Source organism: Ktedonosporobacter rubrisoli (assembly GCF_004208415.1).
In the GTDB taxonomy this organism is placed as follows: Bacteria; Chloroflexota; Ktedonobacteria; order Ktedonobacterales; family Ktedonobacteraceae; genus Ktedonosporobacter; species Ktedonosporobacter rubrisoli.
Window position 1 is genome coordinate 4417814 of record NZ_CP035758.1, and the last position, 18972, is coordinate 4436785.

Below are 18972 nucleotides of genomic sequence, written 5' to 3' on the forward strand. Positions count from 1 at the left end.
TTGCCAAAAATCGGCGGTTTTCCTGGATATGAGGACAAGTCTTGGTATGCTGTTAACCAGGATGATGAGATTTGTTCCATCAGTTAGTTTAGCATTCCATCTTGTTTCAGAATATCTTGCCCCACGTAGCTATGACTAGCCGATGAAGACTCCCTTTCTCATCAAATATTATGACGATAAGGAGCTTTCTCATGGCAGAGAAGCCGCTGTGTGCTTGCGTTTCTCAAGATGCACATGTACCTATGATTGGGACCGCCCCGAATGTCGATTTGTGGCTCCTACTGGAATACACAGGACCGTGGAATGCTGATGCCCCCGAAAAGAGCGCCTTGTCTTCTCGGGCAAAAGAATGGCTCGAAAAGGCCCAACAATTCTATCCTAGAACACGTCTGCAATTTATCAGGCATCACACCAGGCCAATCGAATCCATCACATTCTACATCGCACTGTCCCAGGAAAGCAGGCAGGCGCTTTATGCGTTCCGGCTCAGCGACTACGACGAATTGCTAGATATAGATCTATTTTCTCTCATGAGTGGCCATACCTATTATGATAAATATCTCAGCCAGGAAACACTTTTTCTGGTATGTACGCACGGAAAGCATGACCGATGCTGCGCCAAATTTGGCCTACCCATTTATGGAGAATTGCGCAACTTTGTCGGTGAGTGCACCTGGCAAACCTCTCATCTAGGTGGCGATCAATTTGCGGCAACCGTTCTCTGTCTTCCCGCCGGCGTCTATTACGGCCGCGTGACACAGACGGATATTGAGCCAATCGTGCAATATTCTCGGCAGCAACAGATATATATCGAGAAATATCGCGGTCGCACCTGTTACACTCCAGCAGTTCAGGTTGCAGACTACTTCCTTCGTCGTTGCCTGGCAATGCAAGCCATCCAGATACCCACAATCAGGGCCAGCAGCTCACCTATACAGCTAGCCCAGCCACGCAGCAAGCTCACCTTTCTAGAGGAACCTGCCATACGCAATCTTGACATATTCAGGCTTTTGGCGGCAGAGGATAAGACAACGGGATGCTGGGACGTTTGCTTTGAATCACAGCATGATCAGAACATTCATCAACTCAGGATCAGCGAGCAGCTTCACGAAGTTACGAGCTACTCCATATGCAAAGGAGAGCAAACTAGCTGCATCAAGTCCTATCATCTCAAAAAATATCATGCCTTAGAAGCCATAGCGTTAGGCGCCAGCTAAGCTCACAGACATTTTCAGCAAGCAGGCATGTCTTCCCCAAAGGGCGTATTGGGCCTGGCATGACTGGAGGATATGCCAGCTATTCACAGCAAAGTTGGAGAGTGGCAATCAGATACCATCTGTTTCCTGAATTACTTGTATTACCAGTAGTATGGTAAGGAGATAAAATGACGATCCATCAACTTCCTACACAGAACCTCGTCGGTCAGCTTGTGGGAAATTATTACATAGAGCATCTATTAAGTTCGGGGCAAAGCAATGCCGTATATCTGGCCAGGCAGGCCGATGCAGACACGCTTGCAGCCATTATCATGTATTTTTTGCCCGATACATTTTCAGTACAAGCGCGAAGCCGCTTTATGCGCCGATTCGCCCAGATAGCATCGGCCCTGAAAATGCTCAGGCACCCGAACCTGACTCCCATTTATGATTACGGTATCCACACAGAAACGCCCTATATCATCACGCCATATGTCACGACCGGCTCTCTTGCCGATCAAATAAAGAAGAATGGACCGTGCAATGCAGTTTTAGCTCTGCAAATCCTCAAGCAGGTAGCCGCAGGCCTTGATCATGCGCACAATCAAGGGATAGTCCATCGGGCCCTTAAACCCGCCCACATTCTCCTCAATGGCGCCCAACCGGTCCAGGTTGCTGGACTCGGGCAAGCCGATATCATGGCCCTTGAGGGTATAGAAGGCAGCGATCATCCCTACGCTCATCTGCTCACGATTACTGGCGCATTTTTAGGCGCCCCTGAGTCAACTGCTCCCGAGTGCGTGCAGGGCTATCCAGCTGACGCCCGAAGCGATATATATGGGCTGGGCGTCCTGCTCTTTGAGCTCTTAAGCGGACAGCCCCCGTTCCAAGGCAATGACCCGTTTACCGTAGCTTTACAGCACGTCCACAAACCCATTCCATCTTTGTACGAATTGCGGCCCGATCTGCCCGAGGCTATCGATCAGCTCATAAACCGCACACTCGCTCGCGATCCAGCCCAGCGCTTTCAGCGGGCCAGCGACCTGGTTACTTCGCTGGCTCATATATTGGGGAGCAGCACAGAGAGATTGCCAGGCTTCAATGATACAGCCCTTCCTAGAGCCGCACATGCGGAGATCATCCAGGAAGAAAGCCTTGCCTCGCCCTCTACAGGAAAATGGCAGATCATTCCTCCTATCGTCACGGGTGGTCGCCTGCCTGCTATATCACCTTCAGTGGCTCATTCAAGCCCTACCTCACCAACAACAGGTAGAGGCCTTGATGAAGTCTCTCTCTTCGATATACGCTTTCGGGGTCACGATAACCTCCAATACACTGTACGCACATCGGTTACGAACTCGTCCCCACTCTCAATACCTGGCTTAACAGGTCAGCGAAGAGCGGAGCCAGTTCAGAAAGCCAGCCCGGCCCAGAAATTTCAAATCGAGGAAAAAAGCACAGATCCAATCCCCGCCGTACCTCTGGCGGCAGCAGAGGAAGAAAAGGATGATGATGCTGACAAGAGTTTTCTTCTGCGTATAGTGCAACCAGGTCTGACAGGCTTGATGGACGGCTCGGTCTCGACCCTGGCTCCCATCTTTGCTACTGCCATCGCCACGCACAAGCCCTTCACGACTTTTCTGGTCGGGATGGCTTCGGCGCTCGGCGCAGGCATTAGTATGGCATTCGCGGAAGCGCTCTCCGACGATGGTGAGCTCACCGGGCGCGGAAGTCCGTTCATTCGTGGCGGCATCACTGGTCTGATGACCTTCCTTAGCGGTGCAGGCCACACATTACCGTTCCTCATCACAGACATCAACCTGGCCCTGATCCTTGCCTATATTGTCGTCGGGATCGAATTGATTGCCATTGCCGCAATTCGCCACCGTTTCTTCAACACAAGCTGGTGGCTCTCCATCGTCCAGGTCGTCGGAGGAGGGATTCTGGTCTTCGCCACAGCCATACTGTTAGGAAGCGCCTGAGCCAGCCAGGGAGAAGCTTGTCCCAACGCAAGCTTCTCCTCACCCACTAATTTAGCAAAGCATTTTTTCGAGGGATTACGTGGCGCCTACAAGAACACCTGCACTGAAACATAAGTCTTGCTTCGTAGCTTCGAGAAGGCTCAACATTATAAAATAGAAATGCACAAATAATAGCGAGGTTACGAATTCAATGCTTACAAATCAACCAAACGGCGTACTGAGTCCATCCAGCCCCTATCAGCCCATAGAGGATTATGCGATAATAGGTGACCTCCATACAGTTGCGCTGGTAGGAAAGAATGGTTCTATCGATTGGTGTTGTCTCCCACGTTTCGATTCGCCAAGTGTCTTTGGGGCCTTGCTGGATGTCAATAAAGGAGGCTATTTTCGCATATCCCCTCCCGAAACTCCAGGCATGAGCCACAAGCAGATCTATTTGCCCGAAACCAACATCCTGATCACGCGCTTTCTCACTGTCGACGGCGTAGCGGAAATCACCGACTTTATGCCTATTAAGCAGGACAATAACCGGCATCATCACCAGCACCATATTGTTCGTTCTGTCTCTGTCGTACGGGGCTCACTCAACTTTGAAATGGTCTGCCGCCCGGCTTTCAACTATGCCCGCGACCAGCATGCAGTTATCCCTACCGAATATGGTGCACTTTTCCATAGCGCTGATCTTCGCCTGGGCCTGGTCTCTTCCGTCCCTATAGAGTTGGATGGCAAAGGAGGAGTCTGCGCCAACTTTACACTACGCGAGGGCCAATCAGCCCGTTTCATCCTGGAAGGTGCCAGCAATAATGAGATTACATTACATGAGCACTCACTCGCACGTTATCAGGAGGAATTCCAGAAGACGAGAAGCTTCTGGCAAAGCTGGCTGGCGCAATGCCAATATCAGGGACGCTGGCGCGAAATGGTCCAGCGCTCGGCCCTTGTCCTCAAGCTGCTGACCTATGCCCCAACAGGGGCCATAGTTGCCGCTCCTACGACAAGCCTGCCCGAAACGCTGGGAGGCAACCGCAACTGGGACTATCGCTACACCTGGCTACGCGATTCGGCCTTTACGCTCTTCAGTTTGCTTACGCTTGGCTTTACCCAGGAAGCCGAGGCTTTTATGGGCTGGCTCGACGCTCGCTGCCATGAGCTCAAAGACAACGGCACGCTACAGCCAATGTATACCATTGATGGTAAGCACGATTTGACTGAGTTCACGTTGGATCATCTGGAGGGCTATCGGCAGAGCGCACCTGTGCGCATCGGCAACGGAGCTTATAAACAGAAGCAGCTCGATATCTACGGCGAATTGATGGATGCTATCTATATCTACAATCGCTACGCAGCCGTCTCTTATGATCTCTGGCAGAGCATACGTCGCCAGCTTAACTGGCTCAGCACTCATTGGCAAGAACCCGATGAGGGCATCTGGGAGGTACGCGGTGGTCCCAAACCATTTGTGCATTCCCGCTTAATGAGCTGGGTTGCCTTTGATCGTGGGCTGCGCCTATCGCGTCATCGTGGCTTGCCGGCTCCTCTTGTCGAATGGACCAGAGCCAGCGCTGATATCTATGAAGAAATTATGGCAAAAGGTTGGAACGAGAAGAAGAAAAGCTTTGTCCAATATTATGGCAGCAATTCCGTCGATGCCAGCGCCCTGTTGATGGTAATCACCAAATTTGCTGGTCCGCGCGATCCTCGTATCCTGCATACAGTTGAGCGTATCCAAAAAGAGCTTTGCAGCGATTCTTTAGTCCATCGCTATAATCCTCTTACAGCAGCTAATGACGGCCTGGGCAGCATTGAGGGCACCTTTAGTATGTGTAGCTTCTGGTTGGCCGAGACGCTGGCTCGTGCAGGACGTCTGGAAGAGGCGCGCCTTATGCTAGAAAAAATGCTCTCCTATAGCAATCACGTAGGGCTCTATGCTGAAGAGATTGGCCCAACCGGAGAGGCGCTAGGCAACTTCCCTCAAGCCTTTACCCATCTCTCACTGATTACCGCCTGCTACACTATAGATCAGGCTCTCAATAAGACTCATACGGCGCCTGACTGGAACCTTTAAAGTCAAACGATACACATAGCGAGATCACAACTATCCAATTGCCGGATGAACAGTTACATCCGGCAATTTATTGCATTATTCTCTTCCAGGCTCATCATGAGCTTATGTCCACTAAGCAGGAAATAGCTTTTACATCTACCAGCAGAGCAATTAACCGATATGCATACGTGATAGCGCACAAACAATTACGCGATTATAATTATGTAGAGAAGAACATCAAGAAGGCTCGATCATCTCAGGAGAACTTTATGGCTCTAGCAACTGGCCAGGTACCCAAAAAAGTAATCCCCGCTCCAGAGAGCAATTTTTTTGTGGGCAATATATTTGATCTGCAGCGGGACCCCATGAACTTTTACCTCTACCTGCACAAAACGTATGGTGATATTGTACGCTTTCGCGTATTCGCCAACATCTATGTCTACCTCATATTCCATCCCGATGATATCGACTACACTCTCAGACGCAACCACCAGAACTATCATAGAGGAGTTGCCCACCGTAGACTTCGCTCGCTGCTCGGAGATGGCTTGCTGACCAGCGAGGGTAAAGCCTGGTTACATGAGCGCCGTTTAATGCAGCCGGCTTTTCACCGTCAACGCATCGCCTCCTTTGCTTCGCTTATGACCACGCTTACAGAGACAATGCTCGAACGCTGGCAAACGCTTCAAGAGCCGACTATTCTGGATATTCCGGCCGAGATGATGAACCTGGCCCTGCAGATCGTTGGACAGGCGCTCTTTAGTACTAATACTAGCCAGAAAGTAATCACGGTCGGAAAAGCCTTAACTACGGCCCTTGAACATATCAACCACAAGTTTTACCATTTTACCTGGCCCGATTTCATCCCCGTCGTCAGCAACCGGCGCTACAAACAGGCACTCCACACGCTTGATAGCGTTGTGCAAACCATTATCCAGGAACGTCGCTTAAGCAAAGAGGATCACGAGGATTTGCTTTCGATACTGCTCAATGCACGCGATGAGACAACAGGCGAGGGCATGAGCGATCAGCAGCTACGCGACGAAGTAATGACGCTTATCCTGGCCGGGCACGAAACAACTGCAAGCACCTTAGCCTGGGCCTGGTATCTGCTCTCCCAGCACCCAAAGATCGAAAGCAAACTACATGCGGAATTGGCCAGCGTCCTGGGTGGGCGCACCCCTACCCTGGATGATCTTCCTCAGCTTCCCTATAGCCGCATGATAATCGACGAAGTGTTACGTCTCTATCCGCCATCCTGGGGCATGTCGCGGCGCACACATACAGATGACGAGATCAGGGGCTACCATATTCCAGCCAATAGCGAAATAGCAATTGTACAGTACGTTACGCATCGCCACCCCGATTTTTGGGAAAGGCCCGAGGAGTTCGATCCCGAGCGCTTCGCGCCAGCCCACTCGGCGCAACGCCCCCATTTTGCCTACTTCCCGTTTGGCGGCGGGCCGCGTCTCTGTATAGGCAATAATTTTGCCCTCATGGAAGCGCAGCTAGCGCTTGCCACAATCGCTCAGCGCTACCGCTTCCTCCCGCTTACAGAGCGGGTCGTCAAGCCTGAGCCGCTCGTCACGCTGCGCATGCAGGGTGGTTTACGCATGTTAGCCCTCAAAAGAAGATAGGCTCCTGAATGGGATAGCCCTAGACCTGGGGCACGGGGTGATGCCCCGCTTCTTCCCTTCTTGCCGCCCTCAGACAGCGAGCCACTGGAACTGGAAAGCCCTGGGGCAGGGGCAATTGGAATTGAAAGCACAGAAATTATGTTATCATAGATACAGGGTTCTACATTCATTCTTGACCATACTGGCGTTATAAGGCTACCAAACTTGACGATAAAGCATCCTCAAGTGTTATATACTTTATAGCGAGCTCTTGCTATATATGAGATACTCATCAGTAGTGGCCTTGCCATTATTTTTTATGTCGATATCAGCAATTCCGGCAATCGCTCTGGTAGCGACTTGCGTACCATGCAGTTGACGACAGAGCCAAAATACATACAATAGAGATGTCCGCTAGTAGGCGTCAACAAAGTAAGTATTAAGAGTTCACTCTTGTGAGCTCAGCAGCAGAAACTGTACGAACCTGATTATATTCCTGGTACAAACGCATCCTGCGCGCAGAGCGGGAGAAAAACTAGCTCGTATATGCTTTCATACTTCATAGTCAAAGCACATCAGCATCCTGCACCAGCCAAACTAATGCGAACATCATTCAGGAATTATCTCATCAATACTCACCGTATGTGCGTTCATGGCAAATGCTGTGCCTGATGAGGCTACCAGGATCACACAAGTAAATTTAACAAGTAGTTAAGAGGCATACCTGGATAGCAGAGAGGGGCTAACACCCCCTTTTTTAGCGTCTTGCTGCCAAACGGAGGATATCAATACTATCTATGCAAACCAAAGAGGCCTTACAAGAAGATTCAAAGCTCATTGAAAGAAATGATATTCGCAATGTTGCTATTATTGCCCATGTCGATCATGGTAAGACGACTCTGGTAGACGGACTGCTGAAACAGAGCCATATCTTTCGTGATAACCAGCAAGTAGGCGAGCTGATCATGGACTCTAATGATCAAGAACGTGAGCGCGGCATCACTATTCTTGCGAAGAATACAGCTGTTAACTATCGAGGCATCAAAATTAATATTATCGATACACCCGGCCATGCTGACTTCGGCGGTGAAGTTGAGCGCGTGCTGAATATGGCCGATGGCTGTATCTTGCTGATCGACGCCGTAGAGGGGCCGATGCCCCAGACACGTTTTGTATTGCAAAAAGCTCTTGAGCTGAATCTACAGCCAATCGTTGTTGTCAACAAGATTGATCGCCGCGATGCCCGCATCGATCAAGTTCTTGAGTGGACCCAGGATCTCTTCCTGGAGCTTGCTACGCGCGATGAGCACCTCAACTTTCCGGTCCTCTATGCCATCGGGCGCGATGGCGTAGCCATGTATCATCCCGATGACGAGCGCCACAATCTGGAACCGCTCTTTGAGACCATCATTAACACGGTACCGGCGCCAAAGGTTGATACCGAGGCTCCGCTCCAAATGCTCATAGCGGCCCTTGATTACGATGATTATAAAGGCAAATACGCCATTGGCCGTATCGTGCGTGGACGTATGACTGCGAACACGCCAGTTGCCCAGATCAGCCGTGAGGGCGAGGTCTCGCGCCAAAAAGTAAGTCTGGTGTTTACGCATAAGGGCTTACAGCGCGTTGAGGTTCCTGAAGCGCTCGCCGGCGATATCGTGGCCATTACCGGTATTTCTAGCGCAAATATCGGCGAGACGATTGCAGACCTGGAAGTGCCAGAAGCGTTGCCAACTATCGCGATCTCCGAGCCAACCTTGAAGATGACGTTTGGCGTCAATTCAAGCCCATTTGCTGGGCGCGAGGGCAAATTTTCTACTTCGCGTCAATTACGGGCTCGTCTCTATCGGGAATTAGAGACCAATGTCAGCCTACGCGTTGAGGATGGCAATACTCCCGATGAGTTTGTCGTGTCCGGCCGTGGTGAGCTGCACCTTTCGGTCCTGATCGAGGCAATGCGCCGGGAAGGTTACGAATTCCAGGTCTCGCGTCCAGAGGTTATTACGCGTGAGGACGAAAACGGGCATCTGCTTGAGCCAATCGAGCACCTGGTCATCGATACGAAAGACACCTTTATCGGCGTGCTTACCGAGACCCTTGCCGCACGCAAAGCGCAGCTTATGAACATGACCAATGATGGCCTCGGCAACATGCGCCTGGAATATAGTATCCCTACACGCGGCTTGATCGGCTTCCGCAACGCATTTCTGACCCTGACCAAAGGTAATGGCGCGATGAGCAGCAGATTGCTCGGCTTCGAGCCCTGGTTGGGCAAAATTGGCACAACCCGCATGGGAGCCCTTATCGCTTCAGAGCAAGGTGTGGCTGTTACCTATGGCTTGAGCAACGCCCAGCAGCGCGGCGATACTTTTATTGAGCCGGGCACACCAGTCTATGAAGGCATGATTGTAGGACTCAATAGCCGGCCTATGGATATGGTCGTCAATGTGTGTAAAGAAAAGCAGAAAACGAATATCCGCTCATCTACATCAGATATCGCGGTACGGTTGACGCCGCCAGTACTGCTAAGCCTTGAGCAATCGCTGGATTTTATTAACAACGATGAACTGGTAGAGGTTACGCCGCAAAACATTCGCTTGCGCAAGCGCTATCTCACGCAGAAAGAAAGGGCCCGCGCGCGCGAGCTAGAGTAATAAGACCCTCCACCCCAGACTCTCCTTCTATTGATCCTATGTGGGCTAACTTTGACGTTAGCCCCTTTTTCTCTCCTTCGTCTTGACGCCAGCGCGCCACAAAACGCCATTTATAAACTATCACGTTTTATCATCTTTCTTTCTTCTCCTATCGATATATCACAAACTCATACATTTATATCGCATAAAATCTTTTTCTATAATTTTTACTGGAATTTTTCTCTATAACATGCTATACATGTGTGGCAGCAACAATTTCTAAATGAGAAAGGAATTCATAGGATGGTAAGTTTGGTTTCACAAAAGATGTTGCTACCTGCATTGCTAGCGATCATTTTGCTTGCGAGCATTCTTGGTCTGGTTAATCAGACCACAAAGATAGCGGGGATTAATCCTCCCCTAAACATGTTCTCTATACACAGCAGCCATAGATCAGGTTGCCCGCCTCCGCCCTTCGATTGTTAGAAGGGCATCGCACTCAAACGGGCCGTTAGGCACTGGTAGAATACCACTGGTGCTAGCGGCCCGCTCGCCTATCTTCCCCCAACTGTGCTATGATTACCTTGGAGCAAACACTAGCAGGAGCAATTTGTGAATACAGACGATAAATCAACGACAGTTCCACAGGTAACCTTTTACACAAAAGCCGGTTGCCATTTATGCGATGAGGCCCGCGAAATGCTTGAAGATATCGCCGTGCAGATGGACTATCACCTCACCGAGATCGATATTCGCCGCGACTCGGCTATCTTTGAGCGCTACCGCTACCGCATTCCAGTAATTATTATCAATGAAACTTTAACCTTAGAAGGCCGTATAGAATACAGTGAGCTAGCCCATGCCTTTCAGATGTAACCTCTCCACGGAGAGAGTAGAGAGGTTATAAAATCCGACGAGGGAAGATAAAGATGGCCACCCAGCATATCAAAAACATTGGAATACAGGGATCTCAGCCAGAACAAAGCGAAGGAGAGCAGAAGGGCTTCTTTGCACGCTTTGCGCACCACCTTGGCAATTTCTTGCTGAATCAGTGGGCAAGCGTCATTACAGCTGTCCTGGGCCTGCTCGTCTTCATCGCGCTCTCCATTCCATTTCTTTCTTACTTTGGACTTGACACTATCGCAAAGCCGCTCTTCTTTTCCTTGCATTACGTATGCGCCCAGATTCCCTCGCACTCTTTCTACATTTTCGGGCACCAGCTTGGCCTATGCGAGCGCAACCTGTCTATCTATAGCTCAATGTTCGTGGGCAGTCTCGTCTTCGTCCTGAGCAAAAAACGCCTACCCGGTATCCCCTGGTGGTTATGGATACTGCTCATGCTTCCTATGGCCTGGGACGGTTTTACCCAGATGTTTGGTTGGCGTGAGAGCACCTGGATACTGCGCATAGTCACTGGCACGCTCTTTGGCCTGGGCAATGTCTGGTTCGCGCTTCCCCTCATGCAAAAAGCCATGCTTGAGCCTACAGCAGTTCCGCCACACCGTGTAGCACTTAGCAAAAAGCCTTCTACACAACCAACGCACAATGCGTTATAATCAGGCACAGAAAAACTAAGACCATTGCAGCTAACAAGCTAACAGAAGCCACGCAGGAGCATTTTTACCTGGCCACGTATGCTCTGCGGCCCCCTGCAATACAGAGAGTACGAGGACAAGAATAACTATGCCTAACCATCCATCTCAAGGAACAACGTTTGCAGTCACGACCCTGGGCTGTAAAGTCAATCAGGCCGATAGCGAAGCCATCAGCGAACAGATGAGCTCATCTGGCTATGTACAGCGCGACTTTAACGACGTTGCAGATATCTACATCGTCAACACCTGTACCGTGACCCACCTGGGTGACCGTAGCTCACGCCAGCTGATCGCGCAGGCTCATCGCCGGCATCCCGATGCCTTGCTCGTTGTGACGGGCTGCTATGCCGAACTAAATCCTAAAGCTGTTGCCGCCCTGCCCGGAGTGGATCTTGTAATAGGCAATAAAGATAAAGATGCACTTGTCAAAATTATCGAAGAGCGTGACAAGACGTCATCTGCCGATCAGCCAGAATCTCCCATATCTACGGCTAGTAGTGCCCGCATGCTGCCGATCGTGCCACTCGACACCCAGCACATCGGCAGCGATGGTGTGCTTACCTTCCAGCCTGCAGAAGATGAGCCCCAACCAGACAATCCGGCACCCCTCTCACCCTTCACCGATAGCACACAGACCGCTGAAGCTGCCAACGCGCGCCTCTTCTCGCGCACACGCGTGCAAATGAAGGTCCAGGATGGCTGCAATAATCGCTGCACCTACTGCATTGTTCCTTATGTGCGTGGCCAGTCGCGCAGTCGCAGCATTGCCTCAGTAGTTGAGCATGTGCAACGCAAAGTGCGCGCAGGCTTCCAGGAGATTGTCTTAACCGGCATTCACCTTGGCGATTACCATCCCGATGAGGCTAACAAGGAAGATCTTGGCGATTTGATTGCTGCGCTACTGCGCGAAACCGAGATAGCCCGCATTCGCGTTTCCTCTCTCGAACCCGAGGATTTCCGCCTGGAGTGGCTTGAGCTATGGCAGAATCCACGCATGTGCCGCCATTTCCATCTTCCCATGCAGAGCGGCTCAGATGCCATTCTACGCCGTATGGCCCGCCGCTATAATAGCGAGCGTTACCGCACGATTATTAAGACAGCCAAACAGCTTATTCCTGGCGTCGCGATCAGCACTGATATCATCACTGGTTTTCCAGGTGAGAGCGATGAAGATTTCGAGCAAACCTACCAATTGGCCAGGGAGCTAGAGTTTGCCAAGGCGCATGTTTTTCGTTTCTCACCACGACAGGGAACCGCTGCCGCCCGCATGCGTGGACAAATCAAGGACGAGGTGAAAAAGGCGCGCAGTCAGCGTCTATTGGAGCTAAATGAGGAGCATAGCCGCCTCTTCCGGGAACAATTCCTTGGTAATACGGCCCAGATACTCATTGAGCAGTTTAAACATAATTGCTGGGAAGGGCTTACCGATAATTATCTACGTGTTGAGATACACGATCTGCCAGAAAACGGTAAGGATTGGCAGCACAAATTAATTAAGGCACGCCTGACCCATTTGATCGAGGATGGAGTATATGGTCTCTATACAGACTGAGGTGCCCCAAACAGTAAACTGGCGCCTTAGTCAGAGGACGCATTCTTGCTAAAACGCTTGCTCTCAATCTCATGGCTTCTCGCTGTCCTACTCTGCGCTTCGGCGTGTAGCGGCTCTAGCCTTGAGCAGATAAACAGGAATATCGCAGAAACGCCGGTCACTGGCCAGACTACGCATACCAGTGTGGTCATAGCAGAGGGGCATTTCCAGGAATATGCCCTACCTCAGGCCAATAGCGGCTTGATGCGCCCGGCTATCGATCATGAAGGGCGCGTCTGGTTTGGCGAGATGGGACATAATTACCTTGCCTTCTTTGATCCACGCACGCGCACATTCACGCAGATGACTCCACCACAAGGCGCTTCCGGCATCATGGGAATCGCCGTTGCGGCTGATGATACCATCTGGTTCGCAGAGCAGTATGCCAACTATATCGGCCATTATTTTCCACACAGCGGGCAATATAAGCTCTACAGCTTGCCAGTGCTCAAAACTGTTGACCCCAACGACAAAAATAGCACTATTTCTCTGCCCAGCGCCCCTAACGATATTGCCTTTGACGCGCAAGGAAACGTCTGGTTTACCGAATTAAATGCTGACTCTATAGGCATGCTTGATCCACATACCGGCCAGATCAAGCAATTTCCGCTCTCGCCCAAAAAGACTATCCAGACCCTCAATCCCTACGGCATAGCTATCGATCCAGAGGGGATTGTCTGGTTCACAGAAGTTGGCTCAAACCATATCGGCAGTCTTGATCCACACACAGGAGCGATTCGCCTCTATACACTTCAGGATTCTGCCAACCCATTTATGGAGATCAGGAGCGACTCCCATGGCGCGATCTGGGCCACATCTTTTAATGCTGGACTGTTGGTAAAGCTCGATCCCAGGACCGGCACGTTGACGCCCTACTACGCTCCCAACACAGGCAGCAACACCGGCGGTCTATATGGTTTGCTGATAACGTCCAGCAACGAAGTATGGGTAACTGTTACTTCCAGCAATGTGCTGGCTCGACTTGATAGCTCCACTAAGCGTTTTATCTACTATCAAATCCCTACAGCAGCCAGTACCCCATTTGGCTTAGTCATGGGGCCAGAACACACTATCTGGTTCACTGAAGCTGGTAGCAATAAAATCGGCATGCTCAAACCATAATCCAGCCTGGCATTCCTCAGTGCCAGGCCACTATCTCCAGGCCAAAGCAACACTCCGCATTCATACATCACTGATCAGATTAAAAGCGAACAATCTATCCCTGGCGCATGCTACTTTATGAATCAGCACATAAGCAAAGAGCCCCAGCATGCTACGAGGCCTGCCTGAGCTCTTTTTATTTTGTGTCGGCTATTGCAGATACTTTCTAAACCAATCCTGGATATGGCGTAAACGCTCTAGCCGTAACTTTGGATGACCCCCGCGCGAGAGGCCATGGCTCTGGCCCTCAAAGCGTACAAACTTCACCTCGCGCCCCAACCACAAAAGGGCACAAAAGAGCTGCTCAGCCTGCTCGATATTGCAGCGCAAATCCTGCTCACTATGGATAATCAGCAGGGGCGTATGAATATTTTGCACGTAACTGATCGGCGACATATGCATATAGCGCCCAAGATCCTCCCAGGGTGCGCAGTTAAGTTCATCGTTAATAAAGTTCCAGCCAATATCGCTGACGCCAAACATCGTCGCTATATTGCTGACGCAACGATCAGTGATAGCCACTTTAAAGCGGTCGGTATGGCCTACCAACCAGTTTGTCATAAAGCCGCCATAGCTACCTCCAGTAACCGCCAGGCGAGACTCATCTATATATCCCTTCTGAAGTAGCACATCTACCCCATTCATGATATCCAGCGAATCTTTCTCGCCCCAGGCTCCAGTTACCGCATCAGAGAATTCGAAGCCATAGCCACAGCTCCCGCGGGGATTAGTATAGAGCACTACATACCCTTCGGCGGCGAGCATGTGCATCTCGTGGAAGAAACCATATCCATACTGGGTATGCGGCCCACCGTGGACCTCAACCACCAGCGGATATTTTTTAGCTGGATCAAAATCATAGGGCTTGATAACCCAGCCATCTATTGGCCAGCCATCAGCTCCGGCATAAGAGATATATTCAGGAGTAGATAATGTTAGCTCAGCAAAAAGCTCGTCATTAAAGCCGGTAATACGGCGCATCTCTCCCTGCTGAGCCAGCGAAAGCGTGAAAATTTCCTGAGGGCGCGTGGTACTGCCGACAAGCAAAGCCAGCGTATTTGTAGCCCGATCCACAGAAAAATCGCGCACATGCACATCGCCAGCCGTGACTACTGTGGGCTGCCCATTACTTCCATCTAGCGAGAACGCATAAATGCGGCTAGCGCCACGATGGGCCGCCAGCACATAGAGAGTTTTGCCAGCGGCAGACCAGGCAGGAGCAGGCATTAGATGATCATCGCCGATGTCGCTATTTGTCCAATCCATACAGGTTCCCTCAAAGTTCTGCGAGAGATTGGTAGCGGCAGCCTTATCGGCCTTCTGATCAATAGTGTACAGGTAGATCTGGCCAGCCGAACGACGCTTGGCAGAGCCGAGGAAAGCAATGGTTTGGCCATCTGGTGACCAGGAAGGCGCATGACAAGATAGCGTACCATCGGTAAGGCAACGCAATGCGCCTGCCCTGCCATCCGCGATTGAAAGGGTATATATGTCGTCTCCAGGATTGCGCCAACGATCCTCAGCACGATTCGAGGTAAAGGCAATCTGTTTTCCATCCGGCGACCAGACAACCTCGCCGTCATCCCAATCACCATCTGTCAACTGCTGCGCTTCCCCTCCAGCAATATCAAGCAGGAAAAGATGAGATCGTCGTTCATAAATATATCCAACTCCATCAAGTCGATACCAGAACCGGTCTATCACCCGAACTTTAGGCAAAGGCTTACCGTCTTCTGTCTCTTCATCAGATGGGCCAACGGCGGCCGTGTAAAGGAGATACTTGCTATCAGGCGACCAGACAGGAGCTGAGGCACCATGCTCCATAAAGGTTATCTGGCGCGCCTCACCGCCATCAGTAGGCATCAGCCAGATCTGTGGCTTCCCTTTGCCGTGCTTCTTCTGTTCCTTCCTATCTTTATCGCCGGGCTCGCCCTCACGATCTGAGACAAAGGCCAGCCAGCGCCCATCCGGCGACCAGCTTGGTTCGCCGGTTCGAGCTGTTGCCGAGGTAAAGCGCCTCGCTGAGCTCCCATCTATAGCCGTTACCCAGATAGACGAACTGTATTTATGCTCACGTTCGTCTATGGTTGTTACCACAAACGCTACACGCTCCCCATCCGGGGCAATACGCGGGCGGCTGAGGAACTTGAAACTATAGAGGTCCTCGATGGTAATGGATCTTCCCATTAAATGCTACCCTCTCTAGAGCTAAAGAACTTGTCGAACACTTCCAATTATTTTTTTAATTATAAGAAATACCTTGTCGGGTTTTCAAGCGACCTCAAGAATTGACATGACAGAAATACAGGCAATTCTTCTGCTTTTATCATTTATCGCTCCCTCTAGGTATTTTTCCTGATCATAATTATTTTAATTGTATTCGTAGCATAAATGGCTTATACTATCTATAACCAGTCTCTATGTAAGGGTTAGTTTAGGTAGCAATCGGGAGAGGACAACTATGATGCGCGAAGATAGTATCGAGTATTTGCTGTCTGCTATGGATCGACACCAGGAAGCCTGGAAAGCCCTACAAGCCTCACTTATTACACGGGCCAAGCTGCAAGCCTACACGGAAAGCCAGTATGATGAGGTAGTTCTGCTGGCAAAAGAAGGACTAGAGTTTATAATTAAGCTACAAGCTGGCGATACTATCTCAGCAGAATGGGTAGCGGCCCGCGACAATCTGGTAGCACGCGCTCAAAGGCTTATCTTAGATCCAGATACATAGAGCTGTTTCAAAGTTTGCCTGTAGCTCTGCCACCCTGAAAAACCCCTCAGCCTCCGGCGCAGGAGGAACACTATGACTTGAGCAAATGCCCGGATAGCTTGTCGACAGTTGCTCAGGGCTTTTGTAAGTTGCCTATCTATCTGCGAGCCCTGAGCTTATTTCCGATTTATCCAGAAGCTGATATCTATTTCTAGTAGTTTCTGCTACAAATGCTTACTGCAAATTATGATATACTTTTTCATGAATATGCAGAACTCCAGCGTCAATTCCGACTTTATAAGCCATTACTGTTATCTGGATAGAATCCCCTTTGCCTGCTTTAGATCATCAGCTATACTAGGAGTAGGTTTTTCTTGCTCATTTCGGCCTCTTGAACGAGTTGAGCCTGGAATAAGCGCTCACAGCCTGGAAGGGACAGTCTAACCAGGAAATACCCTGTCAGTTGAAAAACCGAGAAGAAGGGGATCGGCAAGAACGATCCTTCAGGTATGTAGAGTTGAGAGAATGGAGATGCGTATGCAAATCGATCCTGAACTTGTCAACAAACTGATTAATTCCCTTCCTTACCCAATCAGCACAGACGATTTGATTCAGCGCGCCCGTCAATTCGGCGTCAGCGATCAAATTCTGGGCATGTTAGAACACCTTCCCAAGCAGACCTTTAACTCGCCACAGGATGTTCAAAATCTGGTTGGAGGGCTATCAAATCTGCCTAATCTAGGTAACCTGGGAGGACTGGGAGACCTTTTCAAGCGCTAAGAGAACATATTCCTATGATACTGGCCCTTAGAGCTTCTAGTTCTAAGGGCCACCTGCAAAAACTAGCCAGTCCTTATCCAGCGGGCCTTTCTCCCCTCATGAGAGCTTGCTTACTCTGGTTGATTGGCTAGAATAATAAAGGCGAGCATCCCGCATGGATGCCCTCATGTTTGCTCTTTCTCGATCTTCTCTAGCGGCGTCTGCGACTACGCCTTTCGCGCTCTAGAGCAACATCAAGGGTCTCGTGTAAACGTTCGAAGTCATCTACATCTAGTTGAAGCTCAACTGCCGGCGGATCGTCAGGTCGGGCCCGTCCCTCTTCAAAAAGCTGCAGCACCATAACAAGTTCAACCTCGATGTCCAACATCCCATCCTCAGTATCTACCTCCATAGTTTCCTGATCCTCATCTTCGTCCTCTTCATCAGCTGTACGAGGAATAAATTTAATGTTGGTCCGAGCACATTTGAAACGTCCTGTGATCTTTAAAGCATCAGTCGACATCTCCTCAGCTAGCTCACGCACCACTTCCATCATCTGCACAAAAGCATCCTGTAGTTGCTCAAGCGCATCCTCCTCCTCACTATCCGTCTCGATGTCCGCAGAAAACTCTCCCGATGCCTGGCTGCTGCCACCGCTATTGCCATCAGGCAAACGCTGGCGCGCCAGTTCATTTAATTGCTTGAGGGCCTGGGCAAAAGCAGGGGAAAATGAAGTACTCTCGCGTTCAGCCGCTGGTGTGCTTTCCTCCCCCTCACTCTCATCACCGTTGATGACCCTCTCATCCTCTCCTTCCTCTTCTTCATCGTCGGCATCCAGGCCTACAGCAGCCTCTACCATTAATATCTGCTGATGTAACTGCTCAGCCACATCATGATTAAAATAGGCCATCACCTGAGCTTGCCTGGATGCCGCAAGCAAGCGGAACTGAGGCCATTCCCGGTACCGTTCTCGACCACGCAGATACCGCAACTCCACCATTCCTAATGTGTCCAGCCGCAGCGAGATCTCCATGACTTCCTCCTCGATTAGCAGAACGAACCAGTTACTACACTCATTGCTGACGCCGCCACTAGTTCTTCTCTGATTTATTCTTTGCCCTTCGACTACGAAAGTAAAAGGTTATCCTTCTCTTATCGCAAAATATATTCTCAAAAAAGCGGAGAAAACTCCTTATAACCAGATAAAGTCTAAATAATACAATCACCCGAGAAACATATTCTTCGTTATAACCTAAGTATGCACCTATAGCCATCAAAGAATTTATTTGATCATGAGGTGATCGACAGACAAAAGTAGATATGGTCTACTTAAGAATGCACCTCTTCATGATATCACAACGGGCATTAGTTAATACAACAACTATGATAAGTTTCCCTCCATTCTATCCCCCTATCTACCTATAGTTTTCCCCAGCTAGTGTTTTGTCAAGCAGAGATTGACGAGTGCGCCGCCTACGGCGGCAGATGGCGCAGGGAGATGGGGCACAGCCCCAGGCCCCAGTCAAGGGGCGAGAGCCCCTTGCATCCCCGCTTGTCTCACGCGTCACGTCAACCTTGACAGACTACTAGTGTTTTGTCAAAATTCGTGTGGTGAGAGGTAGGGCTTTCCAGCTCTCGTTAGTGTGCCGTCTGACTGCGGCGCCCCCTTTATAATCCAGTTTTAG

The 18972-nt window shown here is 50.3% G+C and carries 13 protein-coding genes; 11 read left to right on the top strand and 2 right to left on the bottom strand.

The features are described 5' to 3' along the window. Positions 1-191 precede the first annotated feature (191 nt). The 9 genes from EPA93_RS19475 to EPA93_RS19515 all read left to right on the top strand — a co-directional run bounded on the left by EPA93_RS19475 (position 192) and on the right by EPA93_RS19515 (position 13779). Complete coding sequence (locus EPA93_RS19475; protein WP_165423255.1) at positions 192-1217, top strand: sucrase ferredoxin; 1026 nt, start codon at positions 192-194, stop codon at positions 1215-1217. 167 nt (positions 1218-1384) lie between these two features. Beyond that, a complete protein-coding gene (locus EPA93_RS19480; protein WP_129889110.1) occupies positions 1385-3178 on the top strand; it encodes a protein kinase domain-containing protein in 1794 nt (597 codons plus the stop codon). Between the two features lie 190 nt (positions 3179-3368). Beyond that, complete coding sequence (locus EPA93_RS19485) at positions 3369-5243, top strand: glycoside hydrolase family 15 protein (protein ID WP_129889111.1); 1875 nt, start codon at positions 3369-3371, stop codon at positions 5241-5243. Between the two features lie 248 nt (positions 5244-5491). After that, positions 5492-6859, top strand: a complete 1368-nt coding sequence (locus EPA93_RS19490) for a cytochrome P450 (protein ID WP_165423256.1) — start codon at positions 5492-5494, stop codon at positions 6857-6859. A 776-nt stretch (positions 6860-7635) separates the two neighbouring features. Beyond that, the gene (gene typA / locus EPA93_RS19495) at positions 7636-9492 is read left to right on the top strand and encodes a translational GTPase TypA (protein ID WP_129889113.1); all 1857 of its coding nucleotides are present in this window, start codon (positions 7636-7638) and stop codon (positions 9490-9492) included. Positions 9493-10083: 591 nt separating this feature from the next. Beyond that, positions 10084-10347 carry a glutaredoxin family protein gene (locus EPA93_RS19500; protein WP_129889114.1) on the top strand — a complete coding sequence of 88 codons (264 nt, stop codon included), beginning with the start codon at positions 10084-10086 and terminating at the stop codon, positions 10345-10347. Positions 10348-10400: 53 nt separating this feature from the next. Beyond that, positions 10401-11027, top strand: coding sequence for a DUF2085 domain-containing protein (locus EPA93_RS19505; protein WP_129889115.1), 627 nt, complete (start codon positions 10401-10403; stop codon positions 11025-11027). A 127-nt stretch (positions 11028-11154) separates the two neighbouring features. After that, positions 11155-12618 (top strand): tRNA (N(6)-L-threonylcarbamoyladenosine(37)-C(2))-methylthiotransferase MtaB, encoded by a 1464-nt coding sequence (gene mtaB, locus EPA93_RS19510; protein WP_129889116.1) that lies wholly within the window; start codon positions 11155-11157, stop codon positions 12616-12618. A 45-nt stretch (positions 12619-12663) separates the two neighbouring features. After that, on the top strand, positions 12664-13779 hold the full coding sequence (locus EPA93_RS19515) for a Vgb family protein (protein WP_129889117.1): 1116 nt from the start codon (positions 12664-12666) through the stop codon (positions 13777-13779). A gap of 189 nt (positions 13780-13968) precedes the next feature. On the opposite strand, the gene EPA93_RS19520 is transcribed toward EPA93_RS19515, so the two are convergent. Continuing rightward, positions 13969-16005 carry an alpha/beta hydrolase family protein gene (locus tag EPA93_RS19520; protein WP_129889118.1) on the bottom strand — a complete coding sequence of 679 codons (2037 nt, stop codon included), beginning with the start codon at positions 16003-16005 and terminating at the stop codon, positions 13969-13971. A gap of 274 nt (positions 16006-16279) precedes the next feature. On the opposite strand from EPA93_RS19520, the gene EPA93_RS19525 reads away from it, so the two are divergent. Then, positions 16280-16549: a hypothetical protein gene (locus EPA93_RS19525; protein WP_129889119.1), complete on the top strand. Its 270-nt coding sequence runs from the start codon at positions 16280-16282 to the stop codon at positions 16547-16549. Positions 16550-17065: 516 nt separating this feature from the next. Next, positions 17066-17308: a DUF2795 domain-containing protein gene (locus EPA93_RS19530; protein WP_165423257.1), complete on the top strand. Its 243-nt coding sequence runs from the start codon at positions 17066-17068 to the stop codon at positions 17306-17308. Positions 17309-17498: 190 nt separating this feature from the next. On the opposite strand, the gene EPA93_RS19535 is transcribed toward EPA93_RS19530, so the two are convergent. Continuing rightward, a complete protein-coding gene (locus EPA93_RS19535) occupies positions 17499-18320 on the bottom strand; it encodes a hypothetical protein (RefSeq protein WP_129889121.1) in 822 nt (273 codons plus the stop codon). Positions 18321-18972 lie beyond the last annotated feature (652 nt).

Excerpts from the sequence above, each read along its gene's own strand:
- EPA93_RS19475 (WP_165423255.1), top strand. The coding sequence starts at position 192 with ATGGCAGAGAAGCCGCTGTGTGCTTGCGTTTCTCAAGATGCACATGTA.
- EPA93_RS19480 (WP_129889110.1), top strand. The coding sequence starts at position 1,385 with ATGACGATCCATCAACTTCCTACACAGAACCTCGTCGGTCAGCTTGTG.
- EPA93_RS19485 (WP_129889111.1), top strand. The coding sequence starts at position 3,369 with ATGCTTACAAATCAACCAAACGGCGTACTGAGTCCATCCAGCCCCTAT.
- EPA93_RS19490 (WP_165423256.1), top strand. The coding sequence starts at position 5,492 with ATGGCTCTAGCAACTGGCCAGGTACCCAAAAAAGTAATCCCCGCTCCA.
- typA (WP_129889113.1), top strand. The coding sequence starts at position 7,636 with ATGCAAACCAAAGAGGCCTTACAAGAAGATTCAAAGCTCATTGAAAGA.
- EPA93_RS19505 (WP_129889115.1), top strand. The coding sequence starts at position 10,401 with ATGGCCACCCAGCATATCAAAAACATTGGAATACAGGGATCTCAGCCA.
- mtaB (WP_129889116.1), top strand. The coding sequence starts at position 11,155 with ATGCCTAACCATCCATCTCAAGGAACAACGTTTGCAGTCACGACCCTG.
- EPA93_RS19520 (WP_129889118.1), bottom strand. The coding sequence starts at position 16,005 with ATGGGAAGATCCATTACCATCGAGGACCTCTATAGTTTCAAGTTCCTC.
- EPA93_RS19525 (WP_129889119.1), top strand. The coding sequence starts at position 16,280 with ATGATGCGCGAAGATAGTATCGAGTATTTGCTGTCTGCTATGGATCGA.
- EPA93_RS19530 (WP_165423257.1), top strand. The coding sequence starts at position 17,066 with ATGCAAATCGATCCTGAACTTGTCAACAAACTGATTAATTCCCTTCCT.
- EPA93_RS19535 (WP_129889121.1), bottom strand. The coding sequence starts at position 18,320 with ATGGAGATCTCGCTGCGGCTGGACACATTAGGAATGGTGGAGTTGCGG.